This is a genomic window from Hymenobacter telluris (assembly GCF_017313265.1).
GTDB lineage: Bacteria > Bacteroidota > Bacteroidia > Cytophagales > Hymenobacteraceae > Hymenobacter > Hymenobacter telluris.
In genome coordinates, this window is record NZ_JAFLQZ010000007.1 from 47,234 (window position 1) to 63,172 (window position 15,939).

Genomic DNA, 15,939 nt, shown 5'->3' on the forward strand with positions numbered 1-15,939 from the left:
ACTATCTTCAGCCACCAGGATACACAAAAAAGGCTTGCCACGTGGCAAGCCTTTTTTGTGTTAGCAAAGCAAGTGAATCACTGTGATTCTAGCTTTTCTGAAGCGCTAGTCTACTACGTCTTCCGCTTTGTTCTTTACGGCTTTAGCGCCTTTCTTCACGGCTTTGCCGGTTTTCTTGGCACCTTTCTCAACGGCTCTACCCGTTTTTTTGCCGGCGTGTTTTACGTCTTCCTTCGTGTTGTAGGCTTTCTGGCCAGCTTCGGTACGACCCGTGCGGGTTTCCGTTTTCACGGTACCATTGTCGCGGACGGTAGTGGTAGCTTTAGCACCACTGGCTTCGTCCTTTACTACTACTTTGTCGCCCTGGGCGAAGGCTGCGGTGGAGAAAGCTGCGGCAGCAAGCAGCATGAGGATCTTTTTCATGGTTGTAGGAAAGAGGTTGTTTATCGAACCTCGGTCCTTATACGGGGGCAGCAAAATAGGTTGCGTACGGTTCAGTTTTCTGAATCTGCACCTAACCCGGTAGTAACTGCCAAGGCAACTAAGGCAGGAGCAATGAGCTGTCACCGTAGCTTAGAAACCGATAGTCGTTAGCCAGTGCATGCTCATAAACCCGGCGCCAGTCGGGGCCTAGCAACGCAGCCACTAGCAGCAGCAGGGTGCTTTCGGGTTGATGAAAGTTGGTAATCAGCCCCCTAATCATCCGGAATTGGTAGCCCGGCGCAATGAGCAGCTGGGTGGTAGCGTGTAAAGCTTCTAGCTGCTGCTCATGCAGGTAATTCAGCAGGGCATACAACGCGTCGGCCGTAGGCAGGTCGGAGCCGGGCTCGTAGGGCTGCCACTGTGCTACGTGCGGTAATGCGTCGGTTGTTAGTAGGCCGGCATCAGCCTGTACGCCCAGCCAATACAGGCTCTCTAGGGTACGAAGGCTGGTGGTGCCCACCGCAATGAGTGGCTGGCTGCCATGCGCAAGCAACTGCCGCAACACCTGGGCCTCCACCACAAACGGCTCACCGTGCATGGCGTGGCCATCCATTCGGTCGGCTTTTACGGGCTGAAACGTACCGGCGCCCACATGCAGCGTAACGTGGGCCGTATCAACCCCATGCTCCGCTAAGTCGGCTAGCACCGCATCGGAGAAATGGAGGCCAGCAGTGGGGGCCGCTACGGCGCCTTCGTGCGCAGCGTACACCGTTTGGTAGCGCACTGCATCGGCTTCGGTATCGTCGCGGTTGAGGTAGGGGGGCAGGGGCAGATGGCCGGCTCCGCGCAGCACTTCGGCGAAAGGCAAAGATGCTGGCTGCCAGTTGAAGCGAATCAGTGAATAACCATCCGTAGCTTCCAGGCGCTCTGCCGTGAGAGTAGCCGGCTGGCCTTGGGCCGTGAAATCGAGCAGCACCGGCCCGCTTTTCCAGCGCTTGCCATTGCCAACCAGGCATTTCCAGGTACACTCGCCGGTTTGTTGCATGGCTAGTTCCACGGCGCGGTGCGGCGCTACGGGCTCCAAGCAAAATAGCTCTACCTGCCCACCAGTCGGCTTATGGCAGAAGAGCCGGGCCTGTACCACTTTCGTGTCATTGAAAACCAGCAGCGTATTGGCGGGTAACTCTTGCGGTAGATGCTGGAAAATCTGGTCGGTGATTTGGCCGGCCCGGTAGACCAACAGCTTCGACTGGTCCCTGTCGGGAAGGGGAGCGGGTGCTATCCGCTCGGGCGGCAGCGCATAGGTGTAGTCGAAGATGGAGAGGGAACGTGGGTCGGGAGCAGATGCGGGCATACCACAAAGGTAGAGCCCAGACCCTATTGTATAGAAATTCGGTCCTTCACCACCACAACTATGGGCACAAAAAACCGCTCCTAACAATTGATGCAGTCAGGAGCGGTACAAGGTTTACGCAGTGCTATTGGCGGCGGAAAATCAGCAGGTGTTGCTGAGGCAAGGCCTTTATATTTTCTACGAACACCAGCCCCAAGGCTTCCATTTCTTTGCGCACCTGGGCTTCGGTCATTTTGTGAATACGCTTGATCGGTACGTTGGGGTCCTCGGCGCGGTATTCCACCAAAGCTACCCGGCCGGTAGGGCGCAACGAGTTGCGGATGGAGCGCATCATCTCCCGTGGGTGGTCGAATTCGTGGTACGCATCCACGATAAGCACCACATCAACGCCTGCCTTGGGTAGGTTGGGGTTTTGCACCGTGCCTAAAATCGGCTCTACGTTCAGGGCGTTGTTGGAGGCTTTATGGTCGCGCAGGTATTCAATCATTTCGGGTTGAATATCCACGGCTAGCACCTTGCCTTGCGGTACCAGCGGGCTGATGCGGAACGAGAAATAGCCCGTGCCCGCACCAATGTCTGCTACTACATCGGTCGGTTTCAGTTTTAGCTCGCGCAACAAAACGTCGGTGCCTTCTTCCTCCTGCCGGTCGCCGCGCTCCAGCCATTCGGCACCCTCGTGGCCCATAACGTGCGCAATCTGGCGGCCTTGGTAGTATTTGCCAATGCCGTTGGGGTCTTGCGAAGGTCCCAGCCGGTAGCCACTGGTATCGGCTGCCGCGTCGGAAGATATACCGGCTGCAATGCGCTCCTCGGCTGCCATAGCCGAAGAACTCTCCATAGGAGTTTGGGTGCAAGCCGCAGGAAGCAACAATAAGGACAGGGAGGTAGTCCGAAGCAAAGAGGGGAAAAACATAGGCACGAGTGCAAATAAGTCGTGTTTAAGTAAACATCCTAACTATCGGAAGCGTTCGACGGGCTTTCAAAACAGTTGAGCTACCTGCTCAGATCAGCCGTCAGGGACATTGATGATGTTATTTTTTCGTCTGTTCCCCAACTTGAAGCGTACAAACCACGTTCCAGAACCTTCAAACAAACCTTTCTCTCTTATGAAGCACCTTTTCAACACCCTGTCGAAGCTAGCAGCCGTTGCGGCTGTAGGCCTGAGTATCAGTAGCTGCAACCGTGCCGAATACGCCATGTTGCCCAAAACTACGCCATACCATGCCACTTATGGTAGCGTAGTGAAACCAGCACCCGCTACGGCCACCGAGGAAACAGCAGTTGCAACGGCACCTAGCACGCCCCAGGTGGAAGAAGTAGCAGCTGAAGTGCCCGCTACTGCAGCGCCCACTACTGCCTCACCTGCTGTTGCTAGCCCAGCAACCCGAACTACGGCCCGTGTAGCACGCACCGCTACTCCTGCCACCACCACGCCTAGCAAGATGAGCGTACCACAGCGCGCATTACTAGCTAAAGTGAACAAGAAAGTAGACAAATTGGTGAGCAAGACTCAGACGATGAGTCGCAAAGAAGCGGCTTCACACGAAGAAGCCAACGCATTGAGCCGTAATATTAAGCTGGGTATTGTTTTGCTACTAATAGGCATACTCTTAGGTATATTCGGAGGTATAATTGGCGTGATAGGCCTCGTTTTTGTAGTCCTAGGTTTGATATTGCTCATTTTGGGCTTACTCGACGAAGTGTAAGACCATACTGGACGGCATGAAAAGCCCCGACCATACGCTATGGTCGGGGCTTTTTTATTTTCAGAATTATTATCGACCACTATGTGATAAAAGTTAAACAGAATAAGAAGTTACCTATACTTGGGTGGTATTTATCCAATTAGAATAATTTATTATGAAGTCAAATATTCGGTTTGGTGCGTTATGGGCTTTGCTAATAGCTGGTTTGAGTGGTTGCCAGAGCAGCCGCTTGCCTGGGTGGTTTCCACCAGTTGCCACTTATCATGCCTCGCCAGTTACAGCATTGCCTTCCAGTGATTCTGTTGCTCAAGGCAATATTTTAACCGCGAGAGTACCACAAGAACCGCCGGTTCTAACAGCGGCCTTACCAGTAGAACAGGCATCAGCAGAAACTCCTGTAATAAACCGCCCGCGTCACTTGCCTATCGCCGAGGTATTTAGTGAGCCATTACGACAGGCAACTCCACCTGATACAATTAGCAGTCAGCGAAGCACACGCCCTACTCCAAGCCAAATGCGTGATGGCGACATACTGAATACCGTTATCCACGTCGTTGGTGTTATTCTCCTAATTACAGCCGCTGTGCTCATCATTGCTTCTCTAGGTGCAACTGGTTGGGGAGCATTGACTGCTTTCTTTTATGGTATACTCTTTGTATGTTTTGCTCTACCGTTTCTACTATTCAAAAGCAGAAAGAGCACTAGCTATGTAAGGCGACAAGAGGCACGTGCGGCCCGTAGAGCCAGCAAAGGCCGCTAATAACTGCCTGCCATTACATAGGGTCTACATCGGCCACAAAACGGGCTTGCTTGTAGTCTTTTTGGTCTTTTACCACGTTGATGGCCGCCAGAATATCCGCTTTAGCAGCTTTGAGTACCGTGTGCTCCCGGCTAAGCTTGATGGTGATTTCCTGCAAGTAGAAGTTGCGGATGCGGAAGATATACGGTGCTTCCGGACCCAATACCGCCTCCCGGCCCAGCCGAGCCACTAGCTCACCGGTAAGCAAAATAGCGGCCCGCTCACACAACAGCTGGTCCATGTGCTTCACCACCAGCCGAATGACGCGCATAAAGGGCGGGTAGCCATGCTCACGCCGTTGCGTGATTTCGTAGTCGTAAAACTCCAGATAGTCGTTGCGAATCACCTTGTCGAAGATGACCTGCAACGGGTCGGCTGTCTGGATGATGACTTTGCCTTTTTTGCCTTTACGGCCTGCTCGGCCACTAACCTGCACAAACATCTGGAACGCGCGTTCGTGCGCCCGGAAATCGGGGTAGTGAATAATGCTGTCGGCGTTGATGATGCCCACTAAGCTCACGTTGGCAAAATCCAGCCCCTTCGTTACCATCTGAGTACCTACCAGAATATTGGTTTTCTGCTGCTCGAAGTCGCCGATGATTTGCTGGTAGGAGTTTTTGGCGCGCGTAGTATCCAGGTCCATGCGCTGCACATTGGCCGCGGGCAGCATCACCTTCAGGTCGTCTTCTATCTTCTCGGTGCCGAAGCCTACGCTCTTGAGGTTGCGCGAACCGCAGGCCGGACACTCCACCGGCATCCGGTCGTGGTAGCCGCAGTAGTGGCAGCGTAACTCGTGGGCGTGCTTGTGGTAGCTTAGGCTTACGGCGCAGTTCATGCACTTCGGAATCCAGCCGCAATCCACGCAGTTGATGAACGGGGAGTAGCCACGCCGGTTCTGAAACAGAATCACCTGCTCCTTGAGGCTCAGCTTAGATTCCATAGCCGATAATAGCTCAGGCGTGAAGTGGTTGAGCATTTTCTTGGCTTCGCGGCTCTTGCGCGTATCTACCAACTCTATTTCCGGTAAGCCTGCTTCGCCAAACCGCTTGCTAAGCGTCACGAGGCCGTAGCGGCCAGTACGGGTCTGGTAGAACGTTTCCACGGCGGGCGTTGCGGAGCCAAGCAAGGTTTTGGCCCCCTGGAAATTAGCCATCATCAGGGCTACTTCACGGGCATTATAGCGCGGGGCGGGGTCGTACTGCTTGTAGCTCGATTCGTGTTCCTCATCCACAATAACCAAGGCCAGGTTGTCGAATGGTAGAAACACGGCCGAGCGCACCCCAATCACCACCTGAAACCGTCCCGACAGCACACCGTTCCACACTTCTACCCGCTCGTTGTCAGAGAATTTGGAGTGGTACACACCCAGCCGGGAGCCAAACACGCGCATCAGGCGCGTTACAATCTGGGCGGTGAGGGCAATTTCCGGCAGCAGATAAAGCACCTGACCGCCGCCATCCAGCGCATCACGAATCAGGTCGATGTAAATTTCTGTTTTACCCGCGCCCGTCACGCCGTGTAGCAGCACAATGTCTTTGGTACTAAACAAGCGCATCACTTCGTCGCGGGCCTGGGTTTGGGCTTCGCTCAGCGTGAAATGCATATTGGCCTGCGTGGCATCATCAAGCGGAAAGCGCGACACAATTACGTCGAACTGCTCTAGCACCCCGTTTTTTATCAGCGTGTTTACCGCAGAAGGGGAGAGGTGTGGTGCCGAAGTGAGGTAGGCCTTCTCGATGCCATTCTGGTTGGTGAATTCGTTTTGATACACCGGTACCTTTTGCAGGTAGCGCATCAGCACATCAAGCTGCTTGGGGCGGGGGGCCAGCTGAGCAAACAGGCTTTCCAGCGCGGCTTCGGCCACAAAATGATGCGCTAGCCGCACCTTCTTCACCACTTTCGGCGCGTACTTATCCGACAAGTGCTCGAACAGAAAAACCACGTCTTTCTGCATCAGGCTTTTAATCACCTTGTGGAATGATGCCACGCCCAGCAGGTCGCCAACCTCAGTGAACGTCAACGATTTGCCGTCCTCGCCGGTGCTCAGGGTTTCTACAATCTTCTCTTCCTGCTCACTGAGTGGGTACGGAGCTGAGTCTCGCACAAAGGAAGGATGCAGCTGCACCCTTGATTCGGAGCTGAGCTTGAGGGCCGCTGGCAGGGCGGCGTTTATCACCTCACCCAGGGTGCACATATAGTAGTCGGCAATCCAACGGAATAGTTGGAGCTGAGGCTGCGTGACAACGGGTGCGTCGTCGATAAACTCCAGAATGTATTTGGCCTGATACTCCTTAGGCGGGGTTTCGTGTACGGCGGCCACAATGCAGCTTAGCGTCCGTTTGGCCCCAAACTGCACAATCACGCGCCCCCCAATCACCACTTGGTCATTTAGCTCGTACGGGACGCGGTAAGTATAGAGCTTGGGCAGCGGCAGCGGCAGAATCACGTCGGCGAATAGCGTGACACGGTCGGCAGCTGGTTCTGGCTGCGGCTGAACAAAGTCGAACGTAAGACTCAAAGGAAAAGCAATCTGAAAGCGAAAGGTAAAGATAACAAGGTGCTACCCGAGCCGGGTGCCTGCTGCAATAAAATCATGGGTTGCTACAGCTATATAGCTGGCAATGAAACTCTGAACAACAAGTTGAAGCGAATAGCATTGATGGAAAATGAACGACTGGAAAAATAAAACCCGGCCATGTGGGGCCGGGTTTTAAAATCCTCTTCAATCAGGAAGCATCTGCAGTTTCGTCGGGGGCTGCCGGTTTGCGCCGGGAGGGACGCGAAGGCCGTTTGGGCTTTTCAGCCGGTGGTTCGGGTGCTGCTGCAGGTTTAGCCACTGCCTTCCGACGCCGAGCAGCCGATGCGGCTGGTGTGTCCGTTGCAGAAACTTCAGGTGTGGGCGCCGCCTCCTTGGGTTTTGCGACTGTCTTTCGAGCTTTCGGCTTGGCTTTGTCTGACGTTGGCTTAGCCACGGGAGTAGCCTCCTGCTTGGGTTTGCGGTTAGCTGGCTTGGCCTTTTTAGGTGCTGAAGCAATAGGTACCGAAACGGGAGCTGGTTCAGCCATACCCTCCGGCAACGATTCAGGAACAGCAGTATCAGGCGCTGAAGCCGTTGCGGTGCCTGCTGGCTGCTGTGGCGCTATGGCAGGAACCGGATTGTCGGCCGGTACGGTGGGCTGTGCTTCTGCTTGAGGCGCAGAAATGGCGCTACGGGCGTTACCCGTGCGGAGCGTAGCCTGCCCTGAAGCGCTCAACCGCCCGGAAGCCCCCGTTCCTTGTACCGGCGGAATTGCGCTGGCAACGGGCAGGCGAACAGGCTCTACCGGTGTAGTAATTGTTGCCGATGGGGGGCTTTGTGGCTCCGCTGGCGTGGAAACAGCCGTAATCGGGGTAGGAGGTGTATCAGATGGCTCTGTAGTGGAAACTACAGCTTCTGGCTGTTCTTCCTGTGGTGCAGGCGGGGTTGCATACAGCGTTTTGATGCGCGAGTCAGGACGGCGCGGTTTCCGTAAGGCAGCAGCACGTACTTCACTAGCCGAACGGCCGGTGCGCGGTGGGCGCTGTGCATTTGGTAGTGGCGTAGCAGATACAACAGGTTCTGTGGCGCTTTCCTGTTCAGCAAGCGGGGTAGCAGAAGCATCTGCCGTTACTGCTTCACCGGCCGTCAACTCAACGTCTGTCGTAGGCATGGGCTCTTCCGTCACAGACACTGTGTCTACTACGGACGATGGTGCTGCAATTTCCGTATCCCCGCTTCCTTGCTTGCGGCCTCTGTTGCGGCGCGATGCCCGCTTGCGGCGTTCCAGCGCTGTTTGCAATGGGGCTTCAGGGTCGAGAAGCACAGTAACAGCAGCACCATTTTCGTTGGTTGCTGGCTGCGTTTCCAATGGGGTAGCAGTTGCTTCCTCAGAAACTATTGCACTGTTAGCCGCAGCAGCTTCTTCAGCCAGTCGGGCAGCGTGCTTCTTTTTATTGCGTTTGGCTCCGCCTCGGCTACGGCGTTTTTTCTTCGGTTGCGCCGTTTCCTCCATGGCTTCTGCCAGTGACTCGGCTTCACTTACCTGCCCTTCCGGCTCTATCTCGCCATGAGATATAGGTTCCACTGGTTCTGGCTGCCTGACAGGTTCAGCAGTTGTCAATGGCTCCTTAGAAGAATCATCACCGACATCAATCCGCTCCTCGTCGTCGTCCTCCGGCTCTGGTACAGGCACCGGCTTTGGTAGCGGCAGGTTTTCTAGGCGCTTGCGCACATCCAGAATCTCCATGCGCATATCGGCCCGGCCAGCTAGCTTTTCTAAGCGTTCCAAGGTGCTCACCAAAAACTGCCGATGCTCGGGGGCCGCTTCGTGCAATGGCCGATGGTTTAACGCCTGCCGTACCGAATCCCATTCTTTGCGGAAACGACCAAAGTCAGCATCGAAATAAGTGCGTGCAAACCGCTCCCAAATATAATCTTCGGCTACGGGCGAAGGATGCAGCATATCGGCTGCGTAGAAACGGTAGTCGCGTAAGTCGTCTAGTAGCAGTTCGTAGGCGGGGAAGTACGAAACATCGGGTAGCAACTCACTCAAATAATGGCATGCCACCCGTAGCACCGATTTGCTAACGGCATTCAATGGCAGCGTATCCTTCAAATGACGCACCGGACTGACGGTCAGTACAAAGCGCAGTTTTGGATTACGCAAGCGCAAGTACGCGTGCGTTTCGGCTACAGCGTTGATGATTTCATCAGGTGTCAAAAGCTCTTTGTCGAACTTCTCACCAGGCATTTTATGGCAATTGCTTACTAACTCATCCGTTTCCTTCAACCGATACACCCAAGCGGAGCCAAGCGTGAGAATCACCGTATCGGCTGTAGCCAGAAATACGCCAGTGTCCCGCAACACCTGCTGCAAGGTTTGAAGCAAGTCCACCGGGGAGTTGGCGCCCAGTGTAGCGTGCAAATCATAGCTCTGCCAGCGTCCTCGGGCTTCAACTACGTGCTGTTGCCAATCAGTATCCTCGCCGGCCGCTGCCCGAAGCAACTTGCATGCAGAAATTGGGTTGAACACCGTACCAAAAGGATTGGCTAAGGCATGTATTTTAGCTTCTGCCAGCCGAGCCCCAATGGTATCGGAAAAGCAGGAGCCAATAGTCAGCACACGTGCCGAAAGCGGCAGTTGCTGAGGAGCGGGAATAAGAGGTAATTCAGTGCGAAACATTCCTAACAAATACAGCCAAAACCAGCCAACGGGCAGGCAACCTACTCAACTTAGTTCGTACAGCCAAAACTTGGGTTTTGCCTGAAACTATAACGCAATCTGCTGCCTGGCTTCGACAACTCTTGCTACCAATTTAGTAGAGAGCATATTGCTTGCAGAGGGGTAACAGGAGTTTTCAAGCTATGCAATCAAAAAAGGCCCGACTGCATAACAGACGGGCCTCTTCCAAAATTCAAGTAGGCTTACTCAGCTACTACGTTGAAGCGCACTTTGTGCTTCACTTCGCGGTGCAGATCCACGGTGGCGGTGTATTCACCTACGGAACCGGGCTCCTGGTCGAACGACAGACGCTTGCGCTCCACATCGATGCCTTTGCCTTTTAGCGCTTCAGCAAGCTGAAGCGTGGTTACGCGGCCGAAGATTTTGCCGCTTTCACCCACTTTCGCCGGAATCTCAAGAACTACGTCCCCAATTTTGTCAGCAATTGCCTGGGCGTCGCCTTTGATTTTGTCAGCCTTATGAGCAGCCTGACGGATGTTTTCAGCAACAATTTTCTTGTTGGTTTTGTCGGCTAGGATAGCCAAGCCCTGCGGAAGCAGGTAGTTGCGACCGAAACCAGGCTTCACCGTTACGGTGTCGTTCTTGTAGCCCAGGCCCTTTACGTCGTCTTTCAGAATTACTTCCATGATTGTTTAAATTGTTGATTGTCAGTTGTTGAATTGTTGATTGAAAGGCATTCTGAGTAGTCAGCCACTTAACAATCAACAAGCAACAATTCAACAATCATCTATTTCAAAGAGTCGGTTACGTACGGCATGAGGGCCAAGTGACGGGCTTTGGCCACGGCTTGAGCTACTTTGCGCTGAAACTTCAGGCTAGTGCCTGTGATACGGCGGGGCAGAATACGGCCCTGCTCGTTCACAAACTTCAGCAGGAAGTTTGGATCCTTGTAATCAACATACTTGATGCCGTTCTTTTTGAAGCGGCAGTACTTTTTGCGGGTATCCTGCTTGTGGATACGTTCGTTGGCGAGGCTCATCTGCTAAATTACTGGGCTACGGCTTCCGATTGTTTCTGTGCTTTCTGCTGGTTCATCTCCCCGTTGCGGCGGCGCTGGCTGTACGAAACAGCGTGCTTGTCCATAACAGTGGTGAGGAAGCGGATTACCCGCTCATCCCGACGGAAGGCGAGTTCCAGCGTATCCACGATGTTGCCCGAGCCAGTGAACTCCACGAGGAAGTAATAGCCGGTATTTTTTTTCTGAATTGGATACGCCAGTTTCTTCAGGCCCCAAGCTTCAGTGTTGATGATGTCGGCGCTATTTTCCTTAAGCACCTGCGAGAACTTCTCGACCGTCTCTTGCACTTGACCCTCGTTTAGCACGGGAGTCAAAATGAAGACCGTCTCGTAATTTCTTACTTCCATTACGACGGGGTAGAATTGATGTGTGAAAAAATTAATGAGCCGGCAAAGATACGGTTTTCTCCAAGCAATACACAGTATACCGTATGGAATTATTTATAGTAGCAATTCTCTAACAATTTGTGGCTCAGACAGCAAACCTCTGTCCACTAAAAGTAGTTGCTAAAGAAGTTGAGTAGGGGAGTGTAGAGTAGGAATCAGCTAGCAATGGCAAGTATGTCGTCACCTATATACTAATAGGTACAAGGTATCATTTTTTAGAATCATTCTAAGCAAGCTTGCTAGGGCGATAATTAGCCTGTCTGGGTTTGTTCTCTACGATTCCTGACCTACATTTGTGGCCTTGAAGCACCCCCGCGTTTCTTTCTTTCCAGTAAAATTGTGCTATGAATAGCATTCGCCTACGTTCTTTTTCTCACTTCTTTCTAGCTCTGTTCCTGACGCTTGCTGCCGTAGGTAATTCCTCGGCGCAGGATGTAGGGGCGGCCCCGGCCGTGAGCAAAGAAGGGGTAACCCCCGGTAGTTCTGATGCCGGTAATGCTGGTGCCGCCGCTACGCCTGCGGCTGCCGCAACTCCCGGTGCTGGTGGTGGCGATGCTGCTGCTATTGCTGCTGGCGATGCCCTCTTTAAAGGTAACTGTGCCCAGTGCCACGCTGTGAATGATGTGGTGGTGGGGCCGGCCCTGGCTGGTATCACCAAGCGTCGCCCGGTTTCCTGGCTGATTCCGTGGATTAAGAATTCCAGCAAGGTAGTAGCCAGTGGCGATGAGTATGCTGTGAAGCTATTCAATCAGTACCAGAAGCAGCAGATGCCTAGCTTCCAGCTGTCGGATCAGGAAATTACCTCTATCCTAGCTTGGGTTACTTCGCAAGAAGGTGGTGGTAAGGCTGCTACTGGTGGTGGAGCCGGTACCGACAAAGCAGATCCTGCAACGGATACCAAACTTGGTGCCGGTGCTGAAGGTGGTGCTGGTCAGTATGCTGATGTGCTGCTGATTGTATTGGTAGTGGTATTGATTGTGCTGGTGGTAACACTGGTCATCATTGCCAACATCATGAAGGATGTGCTACGTGGTCGGAAAGACTTGGATGGCCGCGATATTGAAATCCTGGAGCAGCGCTTTGATTGGAGCAAGCTGTATAAGTCGTCAGCTATCCGCATTGGTGCTGGGGTTGTATTCACCTTGGTTATTCTATACGAGTCAGTGCAAGGTGCTATGGGCGTTGGTCTGACTCAGGGCTATCAGCCAACACAGCCAATTGCCTTCTCACACAAGCTGCACGCCGGTGAAAACCAAATCAACTGCGCTTACTGTCACACATCGGTGTATAAGAGCAAGTCGGCTAACATTCCTTCTGCCAACATCTGTATGAACTGCCACTCGCAGATTAAAACGGAGTCGCAGGAAATCAAGAAGATTTATCGCGCCATCGAGCGTAAGCAGCCTATTCAGTGGGTACGTATTCACAACCTGCCTGATTTAGCTTACTTCAACCACTCGCAGCACACGCAGGTTGGTGGCATTGAGTGCCAGACTTGCCACGGTCCTATCCAAAATATGGATGTGGTGTATCAGTACTCGCCGCTCACGATGGGCTGGTGCATTAACTGCCACCGCGAAACACCGCTTAACACCAAAGGCAACGGGTACTACAATAACCTTGTGAAGCTACACGACCAGGCCAACGGTGCTGCCCCCTTTACGGTGTCGTCGAATGGTGGTACGGAATGCTCGAAGTGCCACTACTAACTGATTGATTTTGCTTGACTCTCTTGAAGCGCTATGCTTTAGAGGGTCAAGCAAAGCATATAGCACAAGTCTCCCAAAACAAGCCTTCAAACTTAAGATGCTGTGCGTTGGCTCACCATCTTAAGACCCATAAGTCTCTATAACAAATGCAAGACTCGCCTAAGTACTGGAAGGGAATTGAGGAATTAGAGAACTCGCCAGAGTTCACGAAAAACGCGTTCAGCGAGTTTGGGGATTTCTTGCCCATGAAGGAAGCTCATGGCTCTTCGGATGCCTCAGTCGCTCCACGTCGTGATTTCCTCAAACTCATGGGCTTCGGTATTGCAGCTGCTACGCTGGCGAGCTGCGAAACCCCCATCCGTAAGGCAATTCCCTACCTCAACAAACCCGAAGAAGTAGATCCAGGCATTGCCAACTTTTACGCTTCCACTTACTTCAACGGTTCTGATTACAACAGCATCTTGGTGAAAACCCGCGAGGGCCGGCCAATCAAGCTGGAAGGCAACCCGGAGTCTCCTATCACGCGTGGTGGCCTGTCGGCTCGCGCGCAGGCTGCTGTTCTGAATCTTTACGATAAAGGCCGTTTACAGCACTTCACGATTAAAGGCAACAAGGCTGATAAGGATAAGGTAGACCAGGAAATTCGTGCCAAGTTGGCAAGTGCTACTGGTCGGATTGCCATCGTGTCGCCAACTATCATTAGCCCGAGCACCAAGAAGGTTATTGCTGAGTTTGCTGCCCGGTATCCAAATACCGAACACGTAATGTATGATGCCAACTCGCAGTCGGCACTCCTACGTGCAAACGGCGGTGTATTGCCAGCTTACGACTTCAGCAAAGCTGACATAATTGTTAGTCTGGGTGCTGATTTCCTTGGTACCTGGATTTCTCCAGTTGAGTACGCGCCTCAGTATATTACTAACCGTAAGGTTTCGAGTGAGAAGAAGAGCATGTCGCGGCATTATCAGTTCGAGACAATGCTGACTCTGACTGGTTCGAATGCTGACGTGCGCGTTCCAATTAAGCCATCTGAAATGGGGTCTACTACGCTAGCCCTGTACAATGAAATAGTAGGTGGTGGTAGTGGCAACGCCAGCAAAGAAGTTAAGAAGGTAGCTACAGAGTTGAAAGCAGCACGAGGCCGTAGCCTTGTAGTATCGGGTTCCAATGATGTTGCTATCCAAACTCTGGTAGCCGCCATCAACCAAAGCCTCGGCAACGTAGGCGCATCAGTTGACCTGACAAGCCCATCGTTGGTGCGCCAAGGTGATGATGCTCGCTTGCTGCGTTTGGTGAATGATATGAATGCTGGCAGTGTTGGCGCCGTTATTTTCTATAATGCCAACCCTGCTTACGACCACCCTCTAGCAGAGAAAGTGAAAAGCGGAATTGCTAAAGTTCCTGTAAGCATTTCGCTCAACGACCGTCTGGACGAGACGGGCGCTCTTTGCTACTACGCTTGCCCCGACCATAACTTCCTCGAATCGTGGAACGACTTCGAGCCTAAGCGTGGCTACCTCAGCCTGTCGCAGCCTGCTATTTCGCCTTTATTTGCAACACGCCAAGCACAGGACAGCTTGCTGGTGTGGGCTGGTAATCCAAAGTCTTATTATAACTACCTGCGCGATTCGTGGCGCGGTGTGCTGACTGGTGATTTCCAAAAAGCTTGGGACAAAGCAGTACACGATGGTGTGGCAGTTGGTACACTGTCTCCGGCAACTCAAGCACAGTTAGCACCTGCCATGTCGGTGGATCAAGCTGTTTCTGCGGTTTCTTCTGCGCCTAAGGTGAATGGAGTAGAACTCTGCTTGTATGAAAAAGTAGGTATCGGCTCAGGTAGCTGCGAAGCCAATAATCCTTGGTTGCAGGAACTTCCAGATCCGGTTACTAAAGCCACTTGGGGCAACTACGTTGCTGTTCCGCGTGATATGGCGGTAACCAACAAATGGGAGCAAAATGATGTGCTCCGTGTTTCGGTTAATGGGGCTAAGCCTATCGAACTACCAGTGCTGATTCAGCCGGGTCAAGCAAAGGGCACCGTTAGCATTGCTATAGGGTACGGCCGCGAGAAGGCAGGTCGAGTAGGGGACAAAGTGGGAGCAAACGCTTACCCTCTAGCTGTCGTGCGCGACAATAGCCTAGTGTACTCTAATGTGGTGACGTTAGAGAAAACCGACGCTACTTCGCCAATCGCCCAAACCCAGACTCACCACACTATCATGGACCGCAAGTCCGTGGTACAAGAGGCTACTCTGGCACAATACATCAAGAACCCTAAGGAAGTAACGGAATACGAGACCATTTCCACTCCTGATGGGCCACAGAAGCCTAATAAGGTTTCGTTGTGGCAGGACTACGAATACAAAAATCACCACTGGGGTATGGCTATCGACCTCAACTCGTGCATTGGCTGTGGCTCTTGCGTGATTGGGTGTCAAGTGGAGAACAACGTTGCTGTAGTAGGTAAACAAGAGGTTATCAACCGCCGCGAAATGCACTGGTTGCGCATCGACCGTTACTACAGTTCGGACGCTCACAAAGAGGATTTCGAAGAAAAGGGCAAGCTCTCTACTTATGAGGCTATGGAGCATCCGTCGGAAAACCCGTCGGTTATCTTCCAGCCGATGATGTGCCAGCATTGCAACCACGCTCCTTGCGAAACAGTGTGCCCCGTACTTGCTACCACGCATAGTTCGGAAGGCCTAAACCAAATGACCTATAACCGTTGCGTTGGTACGCGTTACTGCGCTAATAACTGCCCGTATAAGGTTCGCCGCTTCAACTGGTTCTCTTACTACTCCAACGAGAAGTTCGAAGATGTGAACAGCCACATGTTCACGGATCTTGGCCGCATGGTGCTGAACCCTGACGTAACTGTACGGGCACGTGGTGTGATGGAGAAGTGCAGCTTCTGCGTTCAGCGTATCCAGCTTGCTAAGCTTGAAGCCAAGAAAGAAAAGCGTCGCCCGAAAGATGGTGAAGTTGTAACCGCTTGCGCTCAGTCTTGCCCTACTCAAGCAATTACATTCGGTGATTTGCGCGACCCAGAAACTCGTGTTGCACAAATCTGGCGCCGTGAGGACGGTGAGCGTGCCTTCAAAGTAATTGATTCTATCAACACCCAGCCGAACATCACGTACCTGACTAAGATCCGGAACAGAGACAAGTCAGAGTTTAACGCCTAGGCCAGATTGGGGGTCTGGGGCTTAGAACCTTGGATTTCGCGTTAGGCCACAGAGGAGAAGTTCAGTCCCTGAGTTCCCAAACCCTACTAAAATTCACA

The 15,939-nt window shown here is 52.8% G+C and carries 12 protein-coding genes; 4 read left to right on the forward strand and 8 right to left on the reverse strand.

All coding sequences use genetic code 11. The features are described from left to right. Positions 1-105: 105 nt before the first annotated feature. The 3 genes from J0X19_RS12335 to J0X19_RS12345 all read right to left on the reverse strand — a co-directional run bounded on the left by J0X19_RS12335 (position 106) and on the right by J0X19_RS12345 (position 2,615). Complete coding sequence (locus tag J0X19_RS12335) at positions 106-423, reverse strand: hypothetical protein (RefSeq protein ID WP_206984675.1); 318 nt, start codon at positions 421-423, stop codon at positions 106-108. Between the two features lie 118 nt (positions 424-541). Further along, complete coding sequence (locus J0X19_RS12340) at positions 542-1,777, reverse strand: S-adenosylmethionine:tRNA ribosyltransferase-isomerase (protein WP_206984676.1); 1,236 nt, start codon at positions 1,775-1,777, stop codon at positions 542-544. Between the two features lie 124 nt (positions 1,778-1,901). Continuing rightward, positions 1,902-2,615: a class I SAM-dependent methyltransferase gene (locus J0X19_RS12345; protein WP_206984677.1), complete on the reverse strand. Its 714-nt coding sequence runs from the start codon at positions 2,613-2,615 to the stop codon at positions 1,902-1,904. Between the two features lie 187 nt (positions 2,616-2,802). Here J0X19_RS12345 and J0X19_RS12350 point away from each other — a divergent pair, with 187 nt between their 5' ends. Both J0X19_RS12350 and J0X19_RS12355 read left to right on the forward strand, forming a co-directional pair. Then, a complete protein-coding gene (locus J0X19_RS12350) occupies positions 2,803-3,483 on the forward strand; it encodes a hypothetical protein (protein WP_206984678.1) in 681 nt (226 codons plus the stop codon). Positions 3,484-3,637: 154 nt separating this feature from the next. After that, positions 3,638-4,243 carry a hypothetical protein gene (locus J0X19_RS12355; RefSeq protein ID WP_206984679.1) on the forward strand — a complete coding sequence of 202 codons (606 nt, stop codon included), beginning with the start codon at positions 3,638-3,640 and terminating at the stop codon, positions 4,241-4,243. Positions 4,244-4,256: 13 nt separating this feature from the next. Here the strand turns inward: J0X19_RS12355 and priA are convergent, their stop codons facing one another. From priA to rpsF, 5 genes are all read right to left on the reverse strand, one after another. Beyond that, complete coding sequence (gene priA, locus J0X19_RS12360; RefSeq protein WP_206984680.1) at positions 4,257-6,800, reverse strand: replication restart helicase PriA; 2,544 nt, start codon at positions 6,798-6,800, stop codon at positions 4,257-4,259. Between the two features lie 208 nt (positions 6,801-7,008). Continuing rightward, a complete protein-coding gene (locus J0X19_RS12365; protein WP_206984681.1) occupies positions 7,009-9,483 on the reverse strand; it encodes a GSCFA domain-containing protein in 2,475 nt (824 codons plus the stop codon). 242 nt (positions 9,484-9,725) lie between these two features. Then, a complete protein-coding gene (rplI, locus tag J0X19_RS12370) occupies positions 9,726-10,169 on the reverse strand; it encodes a 50S ribosomal protein L9 (protein WP_206984682.1) in 444 nt (147 codons plus the stop codon). Positions 10,170-10,270: 101 nt separating this feature from the next. Further along, complete coding sequence (rpsR, locus tag J0X19_RS12375; protein WP_022822548.1) at positions 10,271-10,522, reverse strand: 30S ribosomal protein S18; 252 nt, start codon at positions 10,520-10,522, stop codon at positions 10,271-10,273. A gap of 8 nt (positions 10,523-10,530) precedes the next feature. Next, entirely contained in the window at positions 10,531-10,908 is a 378-nt protein-coding gene (rpsF, locus tag J0X19_RS12380; RefSeq protein ID WP_206984683.1) for a 30S ribosomal protein S6, read from the reverse strand. Positions 10,909-11,291: 383 nt separating this feature from the next. On the opposite strand from rpsF, the gene J0X19_RS12385 reads away from it, so the two are divergent. Then, positions 11,292-12,656 (forward strand): c-type cytochrome, encoded by a 1,365-nt coding sequence (locus tag J0X19_RS12385; RefSeq protein ID WP_206984684.1) that lies wholly within the window; start codon positions 11,292-11,294, stop codon positions 12,654-12,656. Between the two features lie 146 nt (positions 12,657-12,802). Further along, entirely contained in the window at positions 12,803-15,841 is a 3,039-nt protein-coding gene (locus J0X19_RS12390) for a TAT-variant-translocated molybdopterin oxidoreductase (protein ID WP_206984685.1), read from the forward strand. The last annotated feature ends 98 nt before the right edge of the window (positions 15,842-15,939 follow it).

Bases quoted from the DNA above. Each gene is read 5' to 3' on its own strand.
- J0X19_RS12345 (WP_206984677.1), bottom strand. From the start codon at position 2,615: ATGGAGAGTTCTTCGGCTATGGCAGCCGAGGAGCGCATTGCAGCCGGT.
- J0X19_RS12390 (WP_206984685.1), top strand. From the start codon at position 12,803: ATGCAAGACTCGCCTAAGTACTGGAAGGGAATTGAGGAATTAGAGAAC.
- J0X19_RS12350 (WP_206984678.1), top strand. From the start codon at position 2,803: ATGATGTTATTTTTTCGTCTGTTCCCCAACTTGAAGCGTACAAACCAC.
- rpsF (WP_206984683.1), bottom strand. From the start codon at position 10,908: ATGGAAGTAAGAAATTACGAGACGGTCTTCATTTTGACTCCCGTGCTA.
- rpsR (WP_022822548.1), bottom strand. From the start codon at position 10,522: ATGAGCCTCGCCAACGAACGTATCCACAAGCAGGATACCCGCAAAAAG.
- J0X19_RS12385 (WP_206984684.1), top strand. From the start codon at position 11,292: ATGAATAGCATTCGCCTACGTTCTTTTTCTCACTTCTTTCTAGCTCTG.
- rplI (WP_206984682.1), bottom strand. From the start codon at position 10,169: ATGGAAGTAATTCTGAAAGACGACGTAAAGGGCCTGGGCTACAAGAAC.
- J0X19_RS12365 (WP_206984681.1), bottom strand. From the start codon at position 9,483: ATGTTTCGCACTGAATTACCTCTTATTCCCGCTCCTCAGCAACTGCCG.
- J0X19_RS12340 (WP_206984676.1), bottom strand. From the start codon at position 1,777: ATGCCCGCATCTGCTCCCGACCCACGTTCCCTCTCCATCTTCGACTAC.
- J0X19_RS12335 (WP_206984675.1), bottom strand. From the start codon at position 423: ATGAAAAAGATCCTCATGCTGCTTGCTGCCGCAGCTTTCTCCACCGCA.
- J0X19_RS12355 (WP_206984679.1), top strand. From the start codon at position 3,638: ATGAAGTCAAATATTCGGTTTGGTGCGTTATGGGCTTTGCTAATAGCT.